This window comes from Pseudomonas sp. CCI1.1, from assembly GCF_034348165.1.
In the GTDB taxonomy this organism is placed as follows: domain Bacteria; phylum Pseudomonadota; class Gammaproteobacteria; order Pseudomonadales; family Pseudomonadaceae; genus Aquipseudomonas; species Aquipseudomonas paracarnis.
Genome location: NZ_CP133780.1, coordinates 1,209,474 through 1,234,074, shown reverse-complemented (window position 1 = coordinate 1,234,074; position 24,601 = coordinate 1,209,474). Strand labels below are relative to the sequence as shown.

At 58.0% G+C, this 24,601-nt stretch carries 17 protein-coding genes; 16 read left to right on the top strand and 1 reads right to left on the bottom strand.

Annotated elements, in window-relative coordinates:
• Window positions 1–67: 67 nt before the first annotated feature.
• The 12 genes from RHM69_RS05305 to RHM69_RS05250 all read left to right on the top strand — a co-directional run bounded on the left by RHM69_RS05305 (window position 68) and on the right by RHM69_RS05250 (window position 17,077).
• A complete protein-coding gene (locus tag RHM69_RS05305) occupies window positions 68–853 on the top strand; it encodes an enoyl-CoA hydratase (RefSeq protein ID WP_023628973.1) in 786 nt (261 codons plus the stop codon).
• Window positions 854–856: 3 nt separating this feature from the next.
• Complete coding sequence (locus RHM69_RS05300) at window positions 857–2,398, top strand: 3-hydroxyacyl-CoA dehydrogenase (protein WP_023048092.1); 1,542 nt, start codon at window positions 857–859, stop codon at window positions 2,396–2,398.
• Window positions 2,399–2,407: 9 nt separating this feature from the next.
• The gene (locus tag RHM69_RS05295) at window positions 2,408–3,610 is read left to right on the top strand and encodes a 3-oxoadipyl-CoA thiolase (protein ID WP_023048093.1); all 1,203 of its coding nucleotides are present in this window, start codon (window positions 2,408–2,410) and stop codon (window positions 3,608–3,610) included.
• 26 nt (window positions 3,611–3,636) lie between these two features.
• A complete protein-coding gene (locus RHM69_RS05290; protein ID WP_023048094.1) occupies window positions 3,637–4,875 on the top strand; it encodes a CaiB/BaiF CoA transferase family protein in 1,239 nt (412 codons plus the stop codon).
• A gap of 56 nt (window positions 4,876–4,931) precedes the next feature.
• Window positions 4,932–5,696 carry an electron transfer flavoprotein subunit beta/FixA family protein gene (locus tag RHM69_RS05285; RefSeq protein ID WP_023048095.1) on the top strand — a complete coding sequence of 255 codons (765 nt, stop codon included), beginning with the start codon at window positions 4,932–4,934 and terminating at the stop codon, window positions 5,694–5,696.
• Window positions 5,697–6,641: an electron transfer flavoprotein subunit alpha/FixB family protein gene (locus RHM69_RS05280; protein WP_023662939.1), complete on the top strand. Its 945-nt coding sequence runs from the start codon at window positions 5,697–5,699 to the stop codon at window positions 6,639–6,641.
• A 646-nt stretch (window positions 6,642–7,287) separates the two neighbouring features.
• Window positions 7,288–8,649, top strand: coding sequence for a purine-cytosine permease family protein (locus tag RHM69_RS05275; protein WP_033902867.1), 1,362 nt, complete (start codon window positions 7,288–7,290; stop codon window positions 8,647–8,649).
• A gap of 153 nt (window positions 8,650–8,802) precedes the next feature.
• Window positions 8,803–9,975: a porin gene (locus RHM69_RS05270; protein WP_031637015.1), complete on the top strand. Its 1,173-nt coding sequence runs from the start codon at window positions 8,803–8,805 to the stop codon at window positions 9,973–9,975.
• A 499-nt stretch (window positions 9,976–10,474) separates the two neighbouring features.
• Window positions 10,475–11,848, top strand: coding sequence for a group II intron reverse transcriptase/maturase (gene ltrA / locus RHM69_RS05265; RefSeq protein WP_049950174.1), 1,374 nt, complete (start codon window positions 10,475–10,477; stop codon window positions 11,846–11,848).
• A gap of 300 nt (window positions 11,849–12,148) precedes the next feature.
• Window positions 12,149–13,894 carry a hydantoinase B/oxoprolinase family protein gene (locus RHM69_RS05260; RefSeq protein WP_033902868.1) on the top strand — a complete coding sequence of 582 codons (1,746 nt, stop codon included), beginning with the start codon at window positions 12,149–12,151 and terminating at the stop codon, window positions 13,892–13,894.
• Between the two features lie 35 nt (window positions 13,895–13,929).
• On the top strand, window positions 13,930–16,020 hold the full coding sequence (locus RHM69_RS05255) for a hydantoinase/oxoprolinase family protein (RefSeq protein ID WP_033902869.1): 2,091 nt from the start codon (window positions 13,930–13,932) through the stop codon (window positions 16,018–16,020).
• 97 nt (window positions 16,021–16,117) lie between these two features.
• Entirely contained in the window at window positions 16,118–17,077 is a 960-nt protein-coding gene (locus RHM69_RS05250; protein WP_033902870.1) for a helix-turn-helix domain-containing protein, read from the top strand.
• Between the two features lie 377 nt (window positions 17,078–17,454).
• Here the strand turns inward: RHM69_RS05250 and csiR are convergent, their stop codons facing one another.
• Window positions 17,455–18,174: a DNA-binding transcriptional regulator CsiR gene (gene csiR / locus RHM69_RS05245; protein WP_023048102.1), complete on the bottom strand. Its 720-nt coding sequence runs from the start codon at window positions 18,172–18,174 to the stop codon at window positions 17,455–17,457.
• A gap of 192 nt (window positions 18,175–18,366) precedes the next feature.
• Between csiR and glaH the strand changes: the two genes are divergently transcribed.
• The 4 genes from glaH to gabD all read left to right on the top strand — a co-directional run bounded on the left by glaH (window position 18,367) and on the right by gabD (window position 23,825).
• Window positions 18,367–19,344 (top strand): glutarate dioxygenase GlaH, encoded by a 978-nt coding sequence (gene glaH / locus RHM69_RS05240; protein ID WP_023628647.1) that lies wholly within the window; start codon window positions 18,367–18,369, stop codon window positions 19,342–19,344.
• An 84-nt stretch (window positions 19,345–19,428) separates the two neighbouring features.
• Entirely contained in the window at window positions 19,429–20,658 is a 1,230-nt protein-coding gene (lhgO, locus tag RHM69_RS05235) for an L-2-hydroxyglutarate oxidase (protein WP_023048104.1), read from the top strand.
• A 238-nt stretch (window positions 20,659–20,896) separates the two neighbouring features.
• Window positions 20,897–22,264: an aspartate aminotransferase family protein gene (locus tag RHM69_RS05230; RefSeq protein ID WP_023048105.1), complete on the top strand. Its 1,368-nt coding sequence runs from the start codon at window positions 20,897–20,899 to the stop codon at window positions 22,262–22,264.
• A gap of 109 nt (window positions 22,265–22,373) precedes the next feature.
• The gene (gene gabD / locus RHM69_RS05225; RefSeq protein WP_024075423.1) at window positions 22,374–23,825 is read left to right on the top strand and encodes an NADP-dependent succinate-semialdehyde dehydrogenase; all 1,452 of its coding nucleotides are present in this window, start codon (window positions 22,374–22,376) and stop codon (window positions 23,823–23,825) included.
• The last annotated feature ends 776 nt before the right edge of the window (window positions 23,826–24,601 follow it).

Here is a 24,601-nt window from a genome sequence, read left to right as displayed (position 1 = left end):
CCCTACCTATGATATCTCGTAAATACGAAATGCAATTTCGTATAGCGAAACGTGTTTAGAGGTGGGTATGAGTCACGAACCTGAATCTGTAGTGAACCTGGAAATTCGAGAAGACGGCGTTGCCGTCGTACGCATCGACCGGCCAGAAGCCAAGAACGCGCTCAATAGCGCGGTGCGTGAACAACTCGCCGAGCACTTTCGGGCACTGGCTCGCAATGGGCAGGTGCGGGCGATTGTACTTACCGGCGGTGACACCTGTTTTGTGGCCGGAGCCGATATCCGCGAGTTTGCCCAAGCGCGCCCGATTGAAATGTACCTGCGCCATACCGAGCTGCTGTGGGAAGCCATCTCCCGCTGCCCCAAGCCGGTCATCGCTGCAGTGAATGGTTTCGCCCTTGGCGGCGGCTGTGAGCTGGCCATGCACTGCGACATCATCGTCGCCGGCGAGTCGGCGCGCTTTGGCCAGCCAGAAGTCAAACTCGGCCTGATGCCGGGCGCCGGCGGTACTCAGCGTCTGATCCGCGCGGTCGGCAAGTTCCAGGCAATGCGCATTGCCCTTACCGGGTGCTTGGTCTCGGCCCAGCAAGCCTTGGCCATGGGCATGCTGAGTGAAGTGGTGGGCGACGAGCAGACCATTGTCCGTGCACTAGAGCTGGCCACTGAAATCGCCGCCTTGCCGCCGCTAGCCGTCGCGCAGATCAAAGAAGTGATGCTGGCCGGTGCTGACCTGCCGCTGGAGAGCGCGCTGGTGTTGGAGCGCAAGGCCTTCCAATTGCTATTCGATTCGAGCGACCAGAAAGAGGGCGCTCAAGCCTTCCTGGAAAAACGCAAAGCGATCTTCTCAGGAGAATGAGCGATGACACGTGAAATTAACCGGATGGCGGTTGTTGGCGCCGGAGTCATGGGTACAGGTATTGCTCAGATCGCCGCTCAGGCGGGCATTCGCGTCACGCTGTTTGATAGTCGCGAAGGCGCTGCGCAGGGCGCCCGCGAAAGCTTGAAAGGCACGTTGGACAAGCTGGTCGACAAAGGCAAGATTGCCAACGCCGATGCGCTGGCCACGCTCTCCCGCGTGCAAGTGGCGAGCGCCCTTACGGAACTGAGCGACGTCGACCTGGTAGTGGAAGCCATTATCGAGCGCCTCGACGCCAAGCAGGGCTTGCTCGCCGAGTTGGAAGCCGTGGTTGCCGATGACTGCATTCTGGCTACCAACACCTCATCGCTCTCCGTCACCAGCATTGCTCGCAATTGCCGACTTCCCCAACGCATCGCTGGCTTTCATTTTTTTAACCCTGTGCCGCTGATGAAAGTGGTGGAAGTCATCGATGGTCTGGCGACTGACCCGCAGGTAGGCGACAGCCTCCGAGCCCTGGCTGCCCGCATGGGGCATAGGGGTATTCGGGCGAAGGACACACCAGGGTTCATCATCAATCACGCCGGCCGTGCATATAGCACTGAGGCTTTGCAAATTCTCAAGGAAGGCGTAGCCGAACCCGCCGAGGTAGACCGTATCCTGCGCGAGGGTCTGGGTTTTCGCATGGGGCCCTTGGAGCTGTTTGATCTGACGGCTCTTGATGTTTCCCATCCAGTCATTGAGTCGATCTACAACCAGTTCTACCAGGAACCGCGGTATCGGCCTGCAGCGCTAACACGCCAGATGCTGGATGCCGGCTACGTCGGGCGCAAGGTCGGGCGTGGGTTTTACCGATACGCCGACGGCCAGATGATCGATCCACCCGCCGCACAGGCAGTACCTGCGCTGGAAGCATTTCCGCCGGTTTGGCTTGGCACTGAAAACCCCGAGGATCGTGCACGTTTCACCGAGCTTCTTCAGCAGGTGGGCGCGCGGGTCGAAGAGGGCACGGTCCCAAGCAGCGAGGCCCTGTGTTTGCTGGCACCTTACGGTCTGGATGCCACCGGCGCCGTCGGCCTGTTTGGCACCGATCCTGAGCGCACGGTGTGCATCGACCCGCTGCTGGATATCGCCCGCTACCGCACGCTGATGCTAAATCCCGCTACCCATGCCGACATGCGCGATGCCGCCCATGCGCTGTTGGGCCGCGATGGCGTGGGCGTCAGTGTGATCAATGACAGTGTCGGCTTTGTGGCCCAAAGGGTACTGGCCATGATCGTCAACCTGGCGGGCGATATCGTTCAGCAGCGTATCGCCAGTGTCGATGACCTGGATGAAGGCGTGCGCCGTGGTCTTGGTTATCCGCAAGGTCCGCTGGCCTGGGGCGATAGTGTCGGGCCCAAGCGTTTGCTCACCACTCTTGAACGCATGACCGAACTGACGGGCGATCCCCGTTATCGGCCGGGTCCCTGGCTGCGGCGACGGGCCGCCTTGGGCCTTTCATTGCGTCACAACGAACCACTCCCGACTGAACCTCAACGCTAGGATTTTCCCATGCTCGACGCCTACATCTTCGCGGGACTGCGCACGCCATTTGGCCGCCACGGCGGCGCACTCGCTTCGGTACGCCCAGACGACCTCGCCGCCCATGTGATCCACGAATTGCTCGCTCGCCACGCCATCCCTGGCGAAGCCATCGAGGACGTGATTCTGGGCAATACCAACCAGGCAGGGGAGGACAGCCGCAACATCGCGCGTCACGCCGCACTGCTTGCAGGCTTGCCCGTGACCGTACCTGGGCAGACAGTTAACCGCCTGTGCGCCAGTGGTCTGGCGGCGGTGATCGATGCCGCCCGCGCAGTGACCTGTAACGAAGGCGAACTGTTTGTCGCCGGCGGGGTGGAGAGTATGTCCCGTGCACCCTTTGTCATGGCTAAAGCAGAAGCGGCCTATAGCCGCGAACTGACGGTGTTCGACAGTACCATTGGCGCCCGTTTTCCCAACCCGAAGATCGTCGCCGAGTTTGGCAACGACAGCATGCCGCAAACGGGCGATAACGTGGCTCAGGAGTACGGCATCTCCCGTGCTGAGGCCGACGTCTTTGCTGCCGGCTCTCAGGCCCGTTATGAAGCCGCACGTAGCGCAGGTTTCTTTCAGGAAGAACTGCTCGCGGTCAGCGTGCCCACCGGGCGCAAGACGCCACCCAATGTGGTGGAGCAGGACGAGCACCCGCGCCCGCAATCGGACCTGATCGCTTTGGCTCGCCTGAATCCTCTCTCCGAAGGTGGTGTGGTTACCGCCGGCAACGCATCAGGCGTCAACGATGGCGCGGCGGCATTGCTGATTGGCTCGGCCGCGGCGGGCGAACGGCACGGCTTGGTTCCGATGGCGCGCATTCTGTCGGCCGCCGCCGTGGGTGTGGCCCCGCGCATTATGGGCGTCGGCCCGGTGGAGGCTATTCATAAGGCATTGGCTCGCGCGCAGCTCAGCCTGGCGGATATGGACATTATCGAGATCAACGAAGCGTTCGCCAGCCAGGTGCTGGGCTGCCTGAAAGGTCTGGGTGTTGCGTTCAACGACCCGCGGGTAAACCCACACGGTGGCGCCATCGCCGTCGGCCACCCATTAGGTGCATCCGGTGCGCGCCTGGCCCTGAGCACCGCTCGCGCGCTGCAACAGAGCGGCAAACGCTACGCTGTGGTGAGCCTATGCATCGGCGTGGGCCAAGGCCTCGCCATGGTGATGGAGCGTGTGTAAGTGCGCGCAAGCAAAGGTGAAATGAAATGGGTGCTTTGACTGGGTATCGCGTGCTCGACTTGAGCCGCATTCTGGCTGGTCCCTGGTGCGGCCAAACTCTGGCCGATCTGGGTGCCGAAGTGATCAAAATCGAACGGCCGGGCGCGGGTGATGACACCCGTGGCTGGGGGCCGCCATGGATGAAGGGGCAGAACGCCGAGTCCACCGGCGAGGCTTCTTATTACCAGTCCACCAATCGCGGCAAGTTGTCGGTGGCGCTAAACATCGCCAGCCCCGAGGGGCAGGAAATGGTGCGGGCCCTGGCTACCAGTTGCGACGTACTGATCGAGAACTACAAGGCCGGTTCCTTGGCCAAGTACGGGCTGGATTACGCTAGCCTCGCTGCGCTCAATCCACGCCTGGTGTATTGCTCGGTGACGGGTTTCGGCCAGACCGGGCCGCGCGCCGCAGAACCGGGTTACGACTTCATCATTCAGGGTATGGGTGGAATGATGAGCATCACCGGCGAGCGCGACGATCTGCCCGGTGGCGGCCCGCAAAAGGTAGGCGTTGCCTTCGCGGACCTGATGACCGGCCTGTACTCGACGGTGGCTATCCAAGCTGCGCTGCTCAGCCGAGAAAAGACCGGGCTTGGTCAACATATCGATATGGCGTTGCTGGATGTTCAGGTCGCCACACTGTGCAACCAGAGCCAGAACTATCTGGCTTCCGGCAAGCCGCCCGGGCGTTATGGCAACGCCCACGCCAACATTGTGCCGTACCAGGTGTTTCGCGCCAGTGATCGCGACTTCATCATTGCCTGCGGCAACGACTCACAGTTCGTCGCACTGTGCGACGCCATCGGCCTGCCAGAGCTGCCGAAAGATCCGCGTTTCGCGCGCAACGCCGACCGAGTCAGCAACCGCGAGGAGATCGTTGCCATCCTGTCGCGTCACTTTCTCGGAGGGCTCGCCGATGAGTGGGTAGGGCGCATTCACCCGCAGGGCGTACCGGTAGGGGCCATCAACAGCATTGCCCAGGCGCTGGACGAACCACAGATACTGGCGCGCAACATGCTGGTCAACATTCCCCATCCCTTGAAAGCCGACTTCGTCACGGTCGGCAGTCCGATCAAGTTGTCTCGCACACCGGTCGAGTACCTGCGCCCCGCGCCGATGCTGGGTGAGCATACCGATGAGGTGCTCAAGCGCCAGTTGGGTCTCGATGATGAGCGCCTGGCCGAGTTGAAGGCACAAGGCATCATCGAACAGCTTGGTGAACGCTGAACCTGCCATGCCCCGGCCAGCCAGCTTGCCGGGGCAATTTTTCCCATGGAGCCTTTATGAAAGTCCTCGTAGCGATCAAGCGTGTGGTCGATTACAACGTCAAGGTTCGCGTCAAGGCGGACAACAGCGGCGTCGATCTCGCCAACGTTAAGATGTCGATGAACCCCTTCTGCGAAATCGCCGTGGAAGAAGCCGTACGCCTGAAAGAGAAGGGCGTTGCCAGTGAAATCGTCGTGGTGTCGATCGGCCCGACGGCGGCGCAAGAGCAGCTGCGTACTGCTTTGGCCCTCGGTGCCGACCGCGCCATCCTGGTCGAGGCTGTCAAGGAAGAGGGTGCTGACGAGCTGAACTCCCTGGCCGTGGCCAAGCTGCTCAAGGCCGTGGTCGACAAGGAGCAGCCGCAGCTGGTGATCCTCGGCAAGCAGGCCATCGACAGCGACAACAACCAGACCGGCCAGATGCTCGGCGCGCTGACCGGCTTCGGCCAAGGCACCTTCGCCTCCAAGGTCGAAGTGGCGGGCGACAAGGTCAACGTGACCCGCGAGATCGACGGCGGCCTGCAGACCGTGGCGTTGAACCTGCCGGCGATCGTCACCACCGACCTGCGTCTGAACGAGCCGCGCTACGCCTCCTTGCCGAACATCATGAAGGCCAAGAAGAAGCCGCTGGAGGTGCTCACCCCGGACGCCCTGGGCGTTGCCACCGCGTCCACCGTGAAGACCCTGAAAGTCGAAGCGCCGGCTGCCCGCCAGGCCGGCATCAAGGTCAAGTCGGTGGCGGAACTGGTCGAGAAACTGAAGAACGAGGCGAAGGTAATCTAAATGACTATCCTGGTTATCGCTGAACACACCAATGCCGCCCTGGCGCCGGCCACTCTCAACACCGTGGCCGCTGCGCAGAAGATCGGTGGCGACATCCACCTCCTGGTTGCCGGTGCCGCCTGTGGCGCCGCCGCCGAAGCGGCTGCCAAGCTCGCCGGCGTGGCCAAGGTGCTGGTGGCCGACAACGCCGCCTTCGCCCATCAGCTGCCGGAAAACGTTGCGCCGCTGGTAGCTGCTCTTGTTCAAGAAGCAGGGGGCAAGGGTTACAGCCACATCCTCGCCGCCGCCACCAGCAACGGCAAGAACATCCTGCCGCGCGTCGCCGCCCAGCTGGACGTCGACCAGATCTCCGAAATCATCGCCGTGGAAAGCGCCGACACTTTCAAGCGGCCGATCTACGCCGGTAACGCCATCGCCACCGTGCAGTCTTCGGCGGCGGTGAAGGTGATCACCGTGCGTGCCACCGGTTTCGATCCGGTGGCCGGCGAAGGCGGCAGTGCTGTCGTGGAAGCCGTGGCCGTTGGCGGCGACGCCGGCATCTCGGCCTTCGTCTTTGAGGCGCTGGCCAAGTCCGATCGTCCGGAACTGACCGCGGCCAAGATCGTCGTCTCCGGCGGTCGCGGCATGCAGAACGGCGACAACTTCAAGCACCTGTATGCCCTGGCCGACAAGCTCGGCGCCGCCGTCGGTGCTTCGCGCGCTGCGGTCGACGCCGGTTTCGTGCCCAACGACATGCAGGTTGGCCAGACCGGCAAGATCGTCGCGCCGCAGCTGTACATCGCCGTCGGCATCAGCGGTGCCATCCAGCACCTGGCCGGGATGAAAGACTCCAAGGTCATCGTGGCAATCAACAAGGACGAAGAGGCGCCGATTTTTCAGGTGGCGGATTACGGTCTAGTGGGTGACTTGTTCGAGGTCGTGCCGCAGTTGCAGCAAGTGATCTGAAGCCCTAAAGGAATGTGTTGCAATACCTATAGAATTGTGCTATGCGTGCATACTCAAGTGGCGTGCGGGTTTCAGGGCTAATGCATTTGAAACATAGAGTTGACGTGCGGGAAAGACAATTTTTTGACTTACACGTTATGCGGTAAGTCTGATGCTTGAGCGTTTGAGCTTAGGCATTCTGGTTGTTTTCGTTATTCTTTGTACCCGGTTTTGTACCCGGTTTTGACTTCTTGTAGCATGTAGTGCTGGTTGCTGGCTTAGGGTGGTTGTGCCGAGATTGAATCGGCCTCGAGCCCGTCATTGAGTGCTTTGCTTGTAGTCCTACTGGCTTGAAACGTTTAAGCGCTATGTTGTCTGTCTGGCTATCACGCTGAGTGTAGGTGTTGTTAGGTGACTCGCTCGCTAATAACGCTCTCTCGGAAAGAGATGTAAGCCATAGCGTCATTGAGGTCTTTTATTCTGACTTGGACAGCCTGAGAGATTTTCTCATCGCTTTCCGCTGGAGGAGTTTCGTCTGGGTGGGCCATCTTCCAGAGAGCAAGAAGCTTCAGGTATGACAAAAGAGAGTGCGCTCAGCAGCAAGTGGTCGCCCGCCTGAAGTACTTATGATCATGACTCCACTCATTACAAAAACAAGAGAAGAGCCATGGCCGGAAACATCAAAAAACAGGTCGATAGTATCGACTACAGCACCGTCGCGGTTCCGGAAGAACACCGCATGAGCAAAGGCTCACTGACGATGGCTTGGTGGGCCATCTGCAGTGCTATGTTTTGGCTGGTGGTGTCCGCCACCCTGGCAATGAGCTTTGGTACGATGAATGCCATAATCGGCTTACTCTTGTCGGTCGTAACTTATGCGGCCATCAACGGGGTCATTGCCCGCTACGCCATTAAGACCGGATTATCGGTCGCACTCTTCTCCCGGGTGCTATTCGGACGCGCCGGCGCAGCACTGGCCACCCTGATTTTCTTCGCCACGGCGATCTACTACAGCGTGTTTGAAGGCTCGGTGATCGCCATTGCTATCCAACACTACGTGTCCGACATCACGCTCAATCAAGCCTACCTAATAGTGGTGCTATACAGCGTGCCACTGGTGTTCGGTAGCGTGCAGACCTGGCTGGATAAGTTCAATGGCGTGCTGCTGCCGCTCTACCTGATTGGTCTGATTGCCGTAGTAGCGATGGCCGTCGGTGAATACGGCTACAGTTCTGCCTGGTTGGAAATGGGGCCTGAGAGCGGGCCAGTAAGTAATGGCTGGTGGGACTGTTTCACCTATTTCATGGGAGTGTGGATTCTCATGATGTACACCTGGGACTACGCACGCTTCGGTCGTAAGCAGGACGCCAGCTACCACGCTAAATTTAACTTCGGCCTACCATTCTATATCTTCACCTTTCTTATTAACGGTCTGGTCGGCATCTTTCTCGCCGCCACCATTCCCGCAGAGGGCGGCCTGTCTGAGGTCTCGGTGGTGCTGGCCATTGTCGAGCTGATGGGTATCTGGGGGTTGTTGTTCGTTTGGGTCAGCCAGACCCGTATCAATACCGCAAATTTCTTCATGGCCGCTAGCAACATGCATGCGTTCTTCGGCCGTTTTGGCTTGGCGGCTGTGCCTTATATGGCATGGGCCGTAGTAGTTGGCATCGTGGTCTACACAATGATGTTGCTCAATGTGTTCAGCTACATTCTGCAAGCCCTGGCATACCAGAGCATCTTTGTAGTGGCTTGGGTAGCGATCGCTTTGGCGCATATTTTCTCGCCGAAATATACCCAGCTGTTCGAGGGCAATATTGAATTCGCTCTCGAACGAGTCAACGCCTTCAACCCGTGCGGCTTGATCGCCTGGTTCTTTGCCGCTGGCCTGGGGATAGTGCTGCTGAATTTCGGCGGAGCAACGCTGGCGACCTTCTCAGCGCCGGTGACCTTTGTCTGCGCGTTCGCCAGCTACTGGCTGCTACTCAACAGCGCCAAACGCAGCTGGTTTGTCCGCACCAGCTGCAGCTGAAACCAATATCGGCGCCCACCGGGCCGATGTATTCGGCTCCGGCAACTTGCTGCAGCTACCAAACCCGATCCAAAACTAAGCCGCAACACCGCAGCGGCTTAGTGCTGCGTAGCTGAAAAAAAGACTAACAATGCTAAGAGCCAATTCATGAAAATGATCAACCTGCACCCACAAGCAACTCTCATATTACTTCCATTGTTGGCATCGCTCGCGCTACCCGCAGGTGCGGTGGCTATCAATGACAACTTGGACATTGGCGGCGCCGTGCGTGCGCGTATCGACTACGACCCCGACCGGGATATCGAGAAGCTGAGTTTCGATACTGCCTTTCTCACCGCTACCTACAACTCCGATAGTTGGATCGGCGCGGCTAAATACCGTTTCTATGGCGACGCTTACCCTTTCGACTATACCGACAAGATCGGTGACATCGCCTTCGCCGAATATGCATGGATCGGCTACAAGTTCGATGAGTCGCGTCAGATTCAGGTGGGACTAAACAAGATTCCGTTCGGCCTGCTGCCCTATGCCGGCAGCACTTTCTTCTTGACCTTGGGCAGCGTGATCGGCCTGGAAGACATTGCGAACCTTGGTGTTAAATACATCCAGCAGCAGGATGACTGGAACTTCCAACTCGCTTACTACCTAAGCCCGGCTGATCAGGGTCAAGGTACAAGCCGCGGCGGGCGGACCTATGCAACCAGTGTTGCTACGGCAGATGACTACGTCGTCGACGGCAGCGATAACCACGAGCGCGACATCTTAGTCGGGCGTCTGGCCCGCAACCTAAAGCTTGGGAGCTGGCAGTCGGAGATCGGCGCCTCGGCATTGACCTCGACGCTGCAGAACCAGGACAGTCGTGATAGCGGCCGCCGAAATGCCCTAGCAGTCCACTACTCGGGCAAGAATGGCCCCTGGGGCGTGCAACTGCAAGCCACTCGCCAGGACATGAGCCCGGAGAATCCCGGCAGAGACAAGCTGGTTAGCTTCGGCAGCTTCGACGGCACCTTTAACGTTGCCGCCAAGGGTAACCTCTATGTAGCCGACCTCAGCTATGACATTCCTGGCTCACTCGGGTGGCTCTCTGGTGTCAAGGTTTACGGTAACTACAGCCTGTTCGACAAGGATGAGTCCAGCTTCGAGGATTCCCAGCGCTTCATCCTTGGCACATCTTTCTCGCTGAAAGACCTATGGATCGCCGTCGAGTGGTTGCACGGCAAGCACGATCCCTACATCGGTGGCGGTAGCTACACCCAGAGCCTGGGCGCCGGCGGTAGCGAACGCTGGGAAAACCAGTTGTATACCAATATCGGTTACTACTTCTGAGGCAATAAGCGCCCCTAGCAACCACTCACGCTCCTATTTTCGCCAGCCATGTGCTGGCGTTTTTTTATGGTGCGCCAGGCATGGCGCGTAGCGCCGTGACTGGCGCTGTCGGGTTCACTGTGGTGGTGAGCCTGGCGACTTGGAGGTGAAAGTCCTCTACACACCCGGCAAGGGGAAGTGTTAGCTGAAGGCAAGGGTGTCGCGGGCGACTGCGAATCTGAAGGAAGCCCGAGACAAAATGCTGGCCTGACGAACAGGAAGCGGATGAGGCGGCGCAGCGGGGTGAGGTGGCCATAATCGCCAAAGCCCGATACTTGCACGGAACGCTGCGACGTAGATCCGACAGGCATAAGCAGGAAGGTCGCGCGAATTACCCTGGGAGATCTGTACGCTTGCCATTGTGCTACCGATTGTCGAGAGGCGACGGGATGGGCGTGCAGAAGTCAGCCGAGGCCGTAGTAAGTGGCGGTCAACCACGCCATCAAGGGCCGAACAGGTCATGCCGCCAGTAGGCGTCAGCGTCTCGTCGATAACCGAAATGCAGAAATTTCTCCAAGAGAAGACTGTCACCCCGAGTCCCGGCCAGAGGCCGAGGATGACGCCTGACAGCGCAGAGGTATCGGCGGCGTCGGTGACGTGGATGAACGCGGAGCCGGACACGCTGATGGAGCGGGTGCTTGCGCCGCTCAATCTCAAGCGTGCGTATCAGCGCGTGGTCAGCAACAAGGGGGCGCCGGGTGCCGATGGCATGACGGTCGCCGACTTGGCAGGCTACGTGAAACAGTATTGGCCCATCCTGAAGGTCAGGCTGCTGGCAGGTGAATACCATCCCCAGGCAGTGCGGGCGGTCGAAATTCCCAAACCGCAGGGCGGTATGCGGCAACTGGGCATTCCCAGTGTCGTGGATCGCCTGATCCAGCAAGCCCTGCTGCAACAGCTCACGCCGATCTTCGATCCGCTGTTCTCGGACTATAGCTACGGCTTCCGTCCGGGCAGAAGCGCTCACCAGGCTGTCGAGATGGCCCGCACCCATGTGGCGGCGGGTCATAGGTGTTGCGTGGAACTCGATCTGGAGAAGTTCTTTGATCGGGTCAACCACGACATCCTGATGTTCTGTGTTGAGCGCCATGTCGAAGACAAACAGGTGCTCAGACTCATCCGCCGTTACCTCGAAGCGGGCGTCATGTCGGGCGGGGTTGTCAGCCATCGGCAGGAGGGGGCGCCGCAAGGCGGCCCGCTTTCGCCGCTGCTGTCGAACATCCTGCTCGATGAACTCGACCGTGAGTTGGAGCGGCGAGGCCATCGCTTCGTGCGCTATGCCGATGACGCGAACATTTATGTCCGTAGTCCGCGTGCTGGCGAACGAGTGCTGGCCAGTGTCGAGCGGTTCCTGAATCACCGTCTGAAACTGAGACTGAATCGGGACAAGAGTCGCGTGGCTGGGTCGTGGAAATGCGACTACCTGGGGTATGGGATGAGTTGGCACTCGCAGCCTAGACTGCGAGTGGCAACCATGAGCCTGCGCCGTGTGCGCGACCGTCTCAGGGAACTGCTGCGAGGGGTGCGGGGCCACAAGATGGCGAATGTCATCGAGCGGGTAAACCCGGTGCTGCGAGGCTGGGCAGGCTACTTCAAGCTCAGCCAGAGCAAGCGTCCACTGGAAGAGCTGGATGGCTGGGTCAGGCACAAACTTCGCTGTGTCATCTGGCGGCAATGGAAGCAGCCCTCTACGAGGGCGCGCAACCTGATGCGCCTGGGATTGAGCGAGGAGCGTGCCTGCAAGTCGGCCTTCAATGGCCGAGGCCCGTGGTGGAACTCAGGAGCGCCGCATATGAATCAGGCGCTGCCGAAGAAGCTATGGGACAGACTTTGACTGGTCTCGATACTGGATACGATCAATCGGCTTAACCGCATGGCCTGAACCGCCGTGTACGGAACCGTACGCACGGTGGTGTGGGAGGACGGCGGCCGTGAGGCCGCCTCCTACCCGATCGCAGCGTTCCGGCCTCCCGGCATTAGATCTTGAGTAGATGCACCAGTAGAAACAGTTCACTTCAGGCCAAAAAACGGTGCGCTTGAAGACAAGCCAGCCGCTAGGCCCGCGCGTAGCTTAGCGATGTGGGCAAGACATCCGTCACGCCTCCCCAGACAAAAACAAGATTTGTGGTGACCCATGAACATAGTAGACCCGATCACCCTGGCAGTCGTGCGCGGTGCGCTCGAAACAGCCCAGCGAGAAATGACCCTGACGCTGGAAAAGACCAGTCGCTCGAGCGTGTTCAACCTCGCCCACGACTATTCCAACGCACTCTTCGATCACCTCCCGGAAATGATCCTGCAAGGCCAGGACCTTCCTATTCATCTCGGTTCGCTTATCCCAGCGATGAAATGCGTTGCTGGCTTCTTCGGTGATGAGATTGCCGAGGGCGATGTTATTTATCATAACGATCCAGCCTACATGGGCAGTCATATCCTCGACTGCTGCATGTACAAACCGGTGTTCTATAAGGGCGAGCTGGTGTTCTGGACGGTCTGCAAGGGCCACCTGACCGATATTGGCGGCCCGGTACCGGCCGGCTACAACCCGGACGCAAAAGAAATCTACGCAGAGGGCCTGCGCATCCCGCCTGTCAAGTTGTGGGCCCAGGGCCAGCGCCGGGAAGACGTAATCAACCTGCTGCTGACCAACATGCGCGCCCGCGCCTATCAAGAAGGCGATCTGAATGCCCAGTACGGTGCTTGCAGCGTGGGCGAGCGTCACCTGATCGAGTTGCTCGATCGCTATGGCGTCGACCAGGTCCGAGCGTGCATTACCGAGCTGAAAGATATGGCAGACCGTCATATGCGCGCATTGTTGCGTGATGTGCCAGACGGTTTCTACAGCGGCACTGCCATTCTCGAAGACTCCGGTCATGGTCTGGGAGAATTGTCGATCACTGCCCAGGTGGAAATTCGCGGCGACGAGGCGCACGTTCTGATAGAGAGCCCGCCGCAGGTGCCTTACTTCATCAACTCCTACGCGGGCAATTCGATCTCCGGGGTTTACCTCGGACTGATGATGTTCGCCCAGGTGCCACCGCCCTACAATGAAGGCCTCTATCGCTGCGTGAGTGTAGACCTTGGCCCGTCCGGTACTCTGTGCAACGCCCAGGAGCCGGCACCGCACGTCAACTGCACCACTACTCCGATGGAAACCCTCGCCGATGCCGTGCGTCTGGCCCTTGAACAGGCGGCTCCGGAGCGTGTGACCGCCTCCTGGGGGCATGCCAGCGGGATCAATATCGCTGGGCACGACCCACGCAACAACAACGATGAATATGTGACCATGGTGCTGGCCTCGGTCATCTCCGGCGCTGGCGCTAACAAGGCTATGGATGGTTGGCCTGCTTGCGGCCCGCTGTGCTGCTTCGGCGCGCTGACGTCCGGCGATATCGAACTGCTTGAGTACTCCTATCCGGTACTGATACACCGCTACAGCCTGATGACCGACAGTGGTGGCGCCGGTGAATTCCGCGGTGGCTCTGGTACTCGCCTGGAGCTCGAGCCGCTGAAGCACGCCATGACCGTGGTCGGTTTCGGTGAGGGCCGGCAGCTGCCTACCGCCGGTGCGGCAGGGGCGAAGAATGTTCTGCTCGAGCCCAAGCTCGGCCGCTTGATCCATAGACATGTCGACGGTGAGGAAGACCATTACATCCAGAACACTCTGCTGACCGCACAACCAGGTGAGCGCGTAATCAACGTCAACCCGGGCGGTGGTGGCTATGGCGACCCACTACGTCGTCCGCTGGCCACGGTTCTAGCCGATGTGCGCAACGGCTTGGTCTCGATTGACGGCGCGCGCCTTGAATACGGCGTAGTGATTGACGGCAACGGCCAACTCGATGAAGCCGCAACCCACGCACACCGAGCCGCGCACTGAGCACAGCCCCTTTGAGCAATGCAGAGAATTCGAAAATGAGCAAACAACAATATCGCCTGGGCATCGATGCCGGCGGCACCTTCACTGATTTCATCCTCGCCGACCATCAGGGCAACGTGCAGTTGTTCAAGGCGCCGTCCACCCCACATGACGGCACCCTGGCCATACGCAACGGTCTGGCGCAAATCGCCGATGCCCTCGGCCGTACACCAGCCGAGATCATTGCCGACTGCGATCTGTGCATCAACGGGACGACTGTGGCGCTCAACGCACTGATCGAAAAGACCGGGGTCAAGGTGGGCCTGCTGTGTACCGATGGCCATGAAGACAGCCTGGAAATTCGCCTTGGCCACAAAGAAGATGGCCATCGCTATGACGCCACTTATCCACCGGCGCATATGTTAGTGCCGCGCCACCTGCGCCGTCCAATCGGCGGGCGTATTATCAGTGACGGCAGCGAGTTCAGCCCGCTAGACGAGGCGGCGATTCATGCCGCCATCGACTACTTCCGCGAACAACAGGTGCAGGCGGTGGCGATCTCCTTCGTCTGGTCGGTGCGCAACCCTAGTCACGAGCAGCGCGCTATGGCTATGGTGCGTGCGGCTTTACCTGACGTATTTGTCTGCAGCGGCCACGAGGTGTTCCCGCAGATTCGCGAATACACACGCACCTCGACAACCGTGGTCAACGCCTACCTTAGCCCAGTGATGGGTCGTTATATCGAACGCATCGACGCGCTGTTCGAGGAGCTGGGCGCGCAGCAGCCTACCCGCTATTTCCAGTCCAACGGAGGTCTGGCTCCTGGCGTGGTAATGCGTGAGCGGGCGGTCAACGCGATCAACTCCGGTCCGGCATCTGCCCCGCAAGCCGGCTTGTGCGTGGCCCAGCCATTCGGTATCGACAACGTAATCACCGTCGATATGGGTGGTACCTCGTTCGACATCACTCTTAGCAAAGGCGGTCGCACCAACTTCAGCAAAGACAGCGACTTCCTCCGTTACCGTATCGGCGTGCCAATGATTCAGGTGGAATCCCTTGGCGCCGGCGGTGGCTCGATCGCCCACCTTGACGACTTCGGCATGCTCCAGGTCGGTCCACGCAGTGCCGGGGCTAACCCCGGGCCTGTGTGTTATGGAAAGGGTGGGGTCGAGCCGACTGTAACCGATGCTAACCTGGCGCTCGGTTATCTGGCTGATGGTGCACTGCTCGGTGGCAGCATCCGTCTAAATCGACAAGCCGCGATCGATGCGATCCGCAGTAAAATTGCCGAACCGCTGGGTATCAGTGTCGAGCGCGCGGCCGTCGGTATCATTACCCTGGTTAACCTGAGCATGGTTAGTGGTATCCGCCGCGTGTCCATTGAGCGTGGTTATGATCCCCGTGACTTCGCCCTGATCGGTGCCGGTGGTGCAGCGGGCATGCACGTGATGCGACTAGCTGAGGAAATCGGCAGCAAGGTTGTGCTGATTCCCAAGGTGGCTTCGGGGCTGTGCGCCTTCGGCCAGATTCTCTCTGACATCCGCTATGATCAGCTGACTACTTTGCCGATGCGTTTGGATGACGAGTTCGTCGATTTGGAGCAACTAAACCAGGCCCTGCAGCAGTTACGCGAGCGTGGTATGACGAACCTGCGAGACGATGGTTTCGGTGGTGACAATCGTATTGAATGCCAGTACAGCCTGGAGATTCGTTACCTCGGACAGATCCACGAGTGCAGCGTCGAACTGAGCTGCGACCGGCTCGACCGTAGCAGCCTGGCGGCCCTGCGCGAATCCTTCCACCAGCGGCACAAGGCGCTGTTTTCCTTCAGTGAGCCTAACAGCCCGGTCGAACTAGTTAATCTAGAGTGCTCGGTGATCGCGCGGTTACAGCGTCCACCAATGCCTGAACTTGCAACCCCGCTCAAGGCAACGGCCGCGATTCCGGCTGGTCATCGTCCGATGCTGTTCAATGCGCAAGACGATTGGCAGGACACGCCTGTGTACAACGGCGACCGCATAGAAGTAGGGCAGATTATTCAAGGTCCCTGTGTGATTGAGGAAGCGACCACAAACATCGTTGTTCCACCGGGCTGGCGGGTCAGTCTGGATCCCTCGGCCACATATGAACTGACTCCCGGTCATTGACCGTCAGGGATTTTTAACAAAGGATTGTGTAACAACGGCACCGACGGCATTCACCGTTGGTGCCGCCCTCATAATAACTACAAATTGAGGACCTTTCATGACAGATCAATTGTCTACGCGGTATTGGCCTGAGGGAGAAAGGCAATCGCGTTGGGCCGAAGCCATCGGCAATACATATTTTCCATTGTCGTTGGAGTTCAATTCCAGCGCCATTTTCCAAGGCAGCCTGAAAATTTGGAAAACGGGCAGTACGCCGTTGGCGTTATCGCGCCTGCGCTCCAGTCAGCTAGGCTATTCGCGCAGCGAGAGCCAGGTTAGCGAAGATACTGAACCCTGTTACCTTGTAACAGTGCCGCGCCTTACCGAAGTACACTTCGAGCAAGACGGTCGTGAGCTCCATTGTAAGCCAGGTGGGTTCATCTTCGAGCGAGGCGATGCGCCTTATCGTTTTCACTACTCCTGCGACAACGACCTTTGGGTATTCAAGCTGCCTGAGCGCGCGCTACATGGACAGATACGTGGAGCCGAGCGCTACACCCGTTTCTGTTTCGAGGCTCGGCGTGGATTGGGACGAATTTTTGTTGATCAACTGGCGATGTGTGCCGCGCGCTTCGACGAATGCGATGCGGATGCCCGTCATATGCTGCTGGAACAGGTGCTTTCGACGTTGTTAATGGCTCTGCGCCAAGATGAGCGCGTCCTTAATAGTGAGAGTTCGAGTCTAGCTGCCCTGCATTTGCAGCGTATCGAGCACTACATCGACCGAAACTTGTGTTCAGCTGAACTAAACCCGCAGCATATTGCTCAGGCCTGCGGCTTATCGGTTCGCTATTTGCATAAATTATTTTTCAGTACGCCCTACAGTCTCGGTGAATGGATTCGCCTGAAACGATTGGAGGCTGTATATCAACGCCTACGTGATCCCCACTGCCACCTATCAATCGGTGAGCTGGCATATCGTTGGGGGTTCAGTGATCAGGCACAATTTTCCCGGCATTTTCGCCAGCACTTTAGTTGTACTGCCAGTGAAGCCCGAGCCGTTTCGTTAAAGCCGTAGCCGGTTACTTTATTGTCAATGTGCTCTGGGGGATTAGAAGTCACTCGGCGTAGCTCCCCATAAAGGCTCCACGCCTTTTCACCGTTGCGGGAGTACCAGTTATATATCGGCGTCTGATATTCCATACGGGCGCTAACTTGGGTAAGCCTTTGTCGTCTGCATTGGCAAACTCATGCGTAGCTGGTGTTGCTGATCAAGCCAAGCTTATTGTTTTAGGTTCACGCGAGCGGGCTGAGAGCGGCGCAGGCTTCACAAGCGTAAGACGGAACCATGCTAGGTGCAAAGCTATGGTGTTGGGTAGTAATTGCTTCAGGTCTGTCCTGCAAAAAACATGCTGAAATTCCGCAGGCACCCCCTCTAAGGGCGAGACACGGTAACTATCCCATGATTTCAGGGGCGGACTGGGATGCTCTCAGGTTGCTGTTGCGCATGATCCCTTCGATGATCGGTACTGGTGTCATCAGATGAGCCTGCATCATGGCGCTTGCTCGCGTTGCGTCACGGGCAAGGATAGCTTCTACCAGTTCGCTGTGCTCTTGACGTTTCAGGGACAAGGCCTCCTCGGATAGCACCGTGCGCCGCAGCCACAGCTGGCGATAGCGCTCGGCCTGATCGAACAGATAGGCGCGCGCCTGCAGCAGGTGTCTAGACCCACAGCCGGAGGCTATAGCTGTATGGAAGGCCTTGTGTCGGGCATCCCATATTTCCAGCATCTGCTCCTGGGTCTTGACCTCCATTACCTTGGCCAATGTATGCGAATAGGCCAACACCTGGGCCTCCCAGGCGTCATCGCCGCGTTCGATGGCGAGCTTAAGTACCAGCGCTTCGAGATTGGCCCGTGCGTCATAGATGTCCTGCATTTCGCTCAGCGACATAGGAGCGACGCGGTAGCCACGCTGACTGATAGCTACTACCAGATTTTCCGCAATCAGATGCGATAGCGCTTCACGCAGAGGGCCTACGCCTAGGTCGTAGCGCTCCTTAAGCGCAGTCATTCGCAGTTTTTCTCCGGGCTTGAACATGCCCTGAATTATGTCCCGCTTGAGCCACTCATAGCCGCTGACTGCTGAGTTTTGGCGGGGGGCGAGCGTATCCATAAACCATGCTCCTCAACGGGTTTTATCCATCATACGCAACTGCAGAAATATTTACTAAGTGGAGATGCAGTTGCCGAGTGTCGCTATTTTATAAAAGCGTAGACATTTTTATAAAATAGCTATATTTTTAGTCCGGCTGTTCTGGTAAATCTCGGGGCGGCGTACAGACAATTTTTTCGTCAGGACTCTGCCATGAATGCCTTTACCCAGCTCAAAGATCTTGTGATGCCGCTACCGACCGCCGTTAAGGGGTTTTCTCTTTCACCCTCCGCTCAGTCGCCCCGTTTGTTCGAGCTGACCTTCACTAAGGCGACGATAGAGGCTTTCTGTGTAGCAGTGGCCGAGTGGCCGGTGCAGGCGCTGGAATACAAGTCCTTCTTGCGATTTCGCTTCGCCAAAATTCTTGACGATCTCTGCGGTAACAGCCTGCGCCCGGTGCTACTCAACGCCCTAATGGATCGTGCCACCGGAGGGCTGTTAATCAAGCAGGAGGCCCTGAATGATGTGGCACAAGCTGATGATATGGTCAAATTCTCGACTGCTGTGGCCCACCTGCTGGGGCGGTCGAACTTTGATGCGATGAGCGGCCAGTTCTACGCACGCTTCGTGGTCGAGAACGTCGATAATTCGGACAGCTACCTGCGCCAACCTCACCGGGTAATGGAGTTGCACAACGATGGTACTTTCGTCGATCAGATCACCGACTACGTGCTGATGATGAAGATCGATGAGCAGAATATCGAAGGTGGCAACTCGCTGATCCTGCATCTGGACGACTGGGAGGATCGCCATGCTTTCTTCCATCATCCGCTAGCACGGCGCGTCATGCGCTGGACCGCGCCGCCGAGTAAAAGGGTCGATACGGACGTGTTCCATTCGATCTTTGATGTCGACGCCGAAGGGCGGCCGACTATTCGCTATATCGATCAATTTGTTCAGCCCAAAGACTTCGACGAGGGCAACTGGCTGACCGACCTGTCTATCTCCCTGGAGGGCAGTAAACAGAAGCTTTCCGTGCCGGTGCCAGTTGGCTGCTTCCTGCTGATTAATAACCTGTATTGGCTGCATGGCCGCGATCGTTTCACCCCTCACCCTGGGCTGCGCCGTGAACTGATGCGCCAGCGCGGTTACTTCAGTTACCCCAAACTCGGCCATCAGCAAGGCCAATAATTGCCATTAATTGAACAGGGGCTGCGCGGTTTAGCCCTTGTCGTTTGTCCACGGGGCAAAACAGATCGAGTAGAGGTGATAGCGGTGTACGATTTTGTGATCATCGGGGGCGGCATTATCGGCATGTCGACTGCCATGCAATTAATCAAGGCCTACCCAGAGTCGAAAATCTTGTTGCTCGAGAAAGAGTCCGGGCCAGCTAAGCATCAGACGGGGCACAATAGCGGGGTCATCCACGCCGGCGTCTACTACACGCCGGGTAGCTTGAAGGCGAAGTTCTGCCTGGAAGGCAACCGTGCTACCAAATCGTTCTGTAACGAGCACGGCATTATCTACGATGAGTGCGGTAAGTTGCTGGTCGCCACCAATGAGGTGGAAATGCAGCGCATGCGCGCGCTTTGGGAGCGCACTGCAGCCAATGGTCTGGAGCGCGAGTGGCTGTCTGCGGAGCAACTGAAGGAACGCGAACCGAACATCACCGGAATCGGCGGGATCTTCGTGCCCTCCAGTGGTATCGTTAACTATGCCGAGGTCACCGCTGCCATGGCTCGCGAGTTCCAGAGGCACGGTGGCGAGATTCGCTACGACAGCGAAGTCATCGGCCTGGAAGAGCGCGCCACGGAGATGCGGGTTAAAACCCAGCATGAAGAAGTCATTGCACGCTTTTTGGTGACCTGCTCGGGTCTGATGGCCGACCGCATTGTATGTCTACTGGGCTTAGATCCTGGCTTTAGCATTTGCCCGTTCCGTGGCGAATACTATTTGCTGCCTGAGCAGCACAACCGGATCGTCAATCACCTGATCTACCCGATTCCCGATCCCTCCATGCCGTTCCTCGGCGTGCACCTGACGCGAATGATCGACGGCAGTGTGACAGTCGGTCCCAATGCTGTGCTGGCACTCAAGCGTGAGGGCTATCGCAAGCGTGACATATCTTTGTCCGACACGTTCGCAATGCTCACCAATCCGGGCATTCTTAAAGTGCTCAAGGACAATCTGCGGCCCGGCCTGATCGAGATGAAAAACTCGCTGTTCAAGCGTGGTTATCTACAGCAAGTACGCAAGTACTGCCCCAGCTTAACGCTGCAGGATCTCAAGCCTTACCCGGCCGGCGTCCGCGCCCAAGCGGTTTCAGCGGACGGCAAGTTGATCGAGGACTTCCTGTTCCGCAATACCCGCCGTAGCGTCAACGTCTGCAATGCACCATCGCCGGCGGCTACCTCTGCAATTCCCATAGGCGCCTACATCATCAAGCAGATTGATGCACAGCTGCAGGGGCTACCCAGGTTTGTAAAAAACCAACATCCCGCATGAGGCAGTGCGGGGCGAATTCGGCAGTGCACTGGAACGAACAAGACTGTGCGCAAGACGACAAGCCCCGCACCGGCTCAGTCTAATAGGCTATCGGCTAGTGCACTTAACGTCCCCGAGCCAAGTCATCGTTACTGAACTCGTTACCGAATTGAAGTGTGTGATTGTGATCAAAAGCCGGATGCCTACTTATAAGGCTACTCCCAGAAACCATGCTTGTTAGTCATATTGAGAGCGCCCCATGAACCAGTCAGTATCCTCGCTGCCAGAAAAAGACATTCAGTATCAACTGCACCCCTACACCAATGCTCGCCTTCATCAGGAGCTTGGCCCGCTGATCATCGAGCGCGGGGAGGGTATCTATGTTTATGACGATCAGGGCAAGGGTTATATCGAGGCGATGGCTGGGTTGTGGAGCGCCGCGCTTGGCTTTAGCAATCAACGTCTGATCAAGGCAGCTGAGCAGCAATTCAACACCCTGCCGTTTTATCACCTGTTCAGTCACAAATCGCATCGCCCGAGTATCGAGTTAGCCGAAAAGCTGATCGAGATGGCGCCGGTGCCTATGAGTAAGGTGTTCTTCACCAACTCCGGTTCCGAGGCTAACGATACTGTAGTGAAGATGGTCTGGTACCTCAATAACGCTCTAGGCAAACCAGCCAAGAAGAAGTTCATCAGTCGGGTCAACGGCTACCACGGCATCACCGTCGCCAGCGCAAGCTTGACTGGCCTTCCAGGCAACCAGCGCGGTTTCGACCTGCCGCTTCCAGGCTTCCTGCATGTCGGCTGCCCGCACCATTATCGTTTCGCCCTTGCCGGTGAAAGTGAAGAGCATTTCGCTGACCGCCTTGCCGTCGAGCTCGAGCAGAAGATTCTCGCCGAAGGCCCGGAGACTATCGCAGCGTTCATTGGCGAGCCATTGATGGGCGCTGGCGGTGTCATAGTGCCGCCTCGTACCTACTGGGAGAAGATCCAGAAAGTTTGCCGTAAGTACGACATCCTGGTTATCGCCGATGAGGTAATCTGTGGATTTGGGCGTACCGGGCAGATGTTTGGCAGCCAGACCTTTGGTATCCAGCCGGACATCATGGTGTTATCCAAGCAACTGTCATCTTCTTATCAGCCGATAGCGGCGATTCTGATCAATGCCCCAGTATTTGAGGGCATCGCTGATCAGAGCCAAGCGCTTGGCGCGCTTGGGCATGGGTTCACCGGCAGCGGTCATCCGGTAGCTACTGCCGTGGCCTTGGAGAACCTGAAGATTATTGAAGAGGAGAGCCTGGTCGAGCATGCGGCGCAAATGGGCCAGTTGTTGCGCAGCGGCCTACAGCATTTCATCGATCATCCCTTGGTGGGCGAAATTCGCGGTTGTGGACTGATCGCTGCGGTAGAACTAGTTGGCGATCGCGTGAGCAAGGCGCCGTATCAGGCGCTAGGCACCCTCGGACGCTACATGGCCGGCAGAGCCCAGGAACACGGCATGATTACTCGCGCCATGGGTGATGCCGTGGCCTTCTGCCCGCCGTTAATCGTCAACGAACAGGAAGTCGGAATGATTGTAGAGCGCTTTGCCAGGGCGCTGGACGACACCACTCAGTGGGTTGGTTAGATCAATCCGGGGGAGGAGAGAATTGCTTTTATGTGGCTCTCCTCGGCTTAAATTCATAGCTTGGAAAATAGCTGAGCAGCACTGAATGCAGTCTGCGAAGGAGCACGCCATGCAACTCAAAGATACCCAATTGTTCCGCCAACAGGCTTATATCGACGGAACCTGGTTGGACGCGGACAGCGGCCAGACCATTCAGGTCACCAATCCGGCCACCAACGAAGTTATGGGTAGTGTGCCGAAGATGGGGGCAGCGGAAACCCGTCGAGCCATCGAAGCAGCAGATCATGCCCTGCCAGCCTGGCGTGCACTGACAGCTAAAGACCGCGCCAACAAACTGCGCCGCTGGTTTGAACTGATGATTGAAAACCAGGACGACCTGGGTCGTCTCATGACCATGGAGCAAGGTAAGCCACTTGCCGAAGCCAAGGGCGAAATTGCTTTCGCGGCGTCCTTCCTTGAGTGGTTCGCCGAAGAAGCCAAGCGCGTGTATGGCGACGTAATTCCCGGCCACCAACCGGACAAACGCCTGATCGTGATCAAACAGCCCATCGGCGTAACGGCAGCGATTACACCCTGGAACTTCCCGGCAGCCATGATCACCCGTAAAGCCGGCCCGGCCCTGGCCGCCGGTTGTACCATGGTGCTCAAGCCAGCGTCGCAAACGCCTTATTCGGCGCTGGCGTTGGCAGTGCTGGCCGAGCGTGCCGGGATCCCCAAAGGCGTGTTCAGTGTAATCACTGGCAGTGCTGGCGAAGTCGGCAGCGAACTGACTAGCAACCCGATCGTGCGCAAGTTGAGCTTTACTGGCTCCACCGAAATTGGTCGCCAGCTAATGGCCGAATGTGCCAAGGACATTAAAAAGGTGTCGCTAGAACTGGGCGGAAACGCGCCGTTCATCGTATTCGATGATGCCGACCTTGATAAGGCAGTGGAAGGCGCACTGATCTCCAAATACCGCAACAATGGCCAGACCTGCGTGTGCGCCAACCGCCTGTATATCCAAGACGGCGTATACGATGCCTTCGCCGAGAAGCTGAAAATCGCGGTAGCTAAGTTGCAGATTGGTAACGGTTTGGACGAAGGTATCACCACCGGCCCTCTGATCGATGCCAAGGCGGTGGCCAAGGTCCAGGAGCACATTGCCGACGCCATTAGCAAGGGTGCCAAGCTACTCGCTGGTGGTAAGCCGCACGCCCTCGGTGGCACTTTCTTCGAGCCGAGCATCCTCATTGACGTACCGAATAACGCCGCCGTAGCCAAGGAAGAAACCTTCGGTCCGCTGGCGCCGCTGTTCCGTTTTAAGGACGAGGCCGACGTGATCGCGATGTCCAATGACACCGAGTTCGGCCTGGCCTCGTACTTCTATGCCCGCGATATGGGGCGCGTGTTCCGTGTGGCCGAAGCCCTAGAATACGGTATGGTCGGCGTCAATACTGGGCTGATCTCCAATGAAGTTGCGCCTTTCGGTGGTATCAAGGCATCCGGCCTGGGTCGCGAAGGATCCAAGTACGGCATTGAGGATTACCTGGAGATCAAGTACCTCTGCCTGGGTGGTATCTAAGAGCCCGGCGAATAGGCACGTGATTCTCGCTCAGGCCCCACTTGGCGAGCATCATTAATCTTGGCCCGGTCTATAAAACCCGGGCATGCTACATCGGTTGTGGCGCAGACAAAGATTGACGCGGGCTATTTCTACGTCACCGTCTACTTCTCACGGCTGTTGCCGCGCAACCAGAGTCTGGAGGCCTGTATCCGCGTCGACAGCGCCCCCTGTTCGAGCTAGGTGCCTAACATTTCTAACGATTGAGCGTTGCGCGGAGTCCTACACCTAGGCTCTGCGCCTTTTTAATCCCGCCGCGCTAGATTAGGCGAAGTAATGCTGCCTTCACAGCCAGTCCTGCTGGTATGGATAAAGGTGATATCCATCACCTATGCCATGTTAGGGGCGACGGTGAACTCTCTCTAAGATGGTTTGGTGCGATGATTTAAGGCGCCCCAGCGACCGTTGATTGCATCCAATGTGCTCATTAGCTTTTCTGTTCGAGCTGGCTGTTCCTGTGCGAATAGATCCTGTGTGTACTCATCACGCTTACACAGGTCTAGCAGCAACACTTGGGCTTTGGCATAGCTGAAACCCTCTCGTTACAGCCTTTTGATTCCCTCCTGTGCCGCTGCAATGATCAAACGCGTGTCATCGGTCGGGTAGGGCAGTTGGCAAAGCAGGCCGTTGGCGTACTTACCATCATTGAATTCGCTCGGTCGCAATCAGGCGAGCATTCGGGGCTTGGATCACGATCCCTCCAGTCGTAATAGCCACTGGCAGAAATCTTCAAGCAG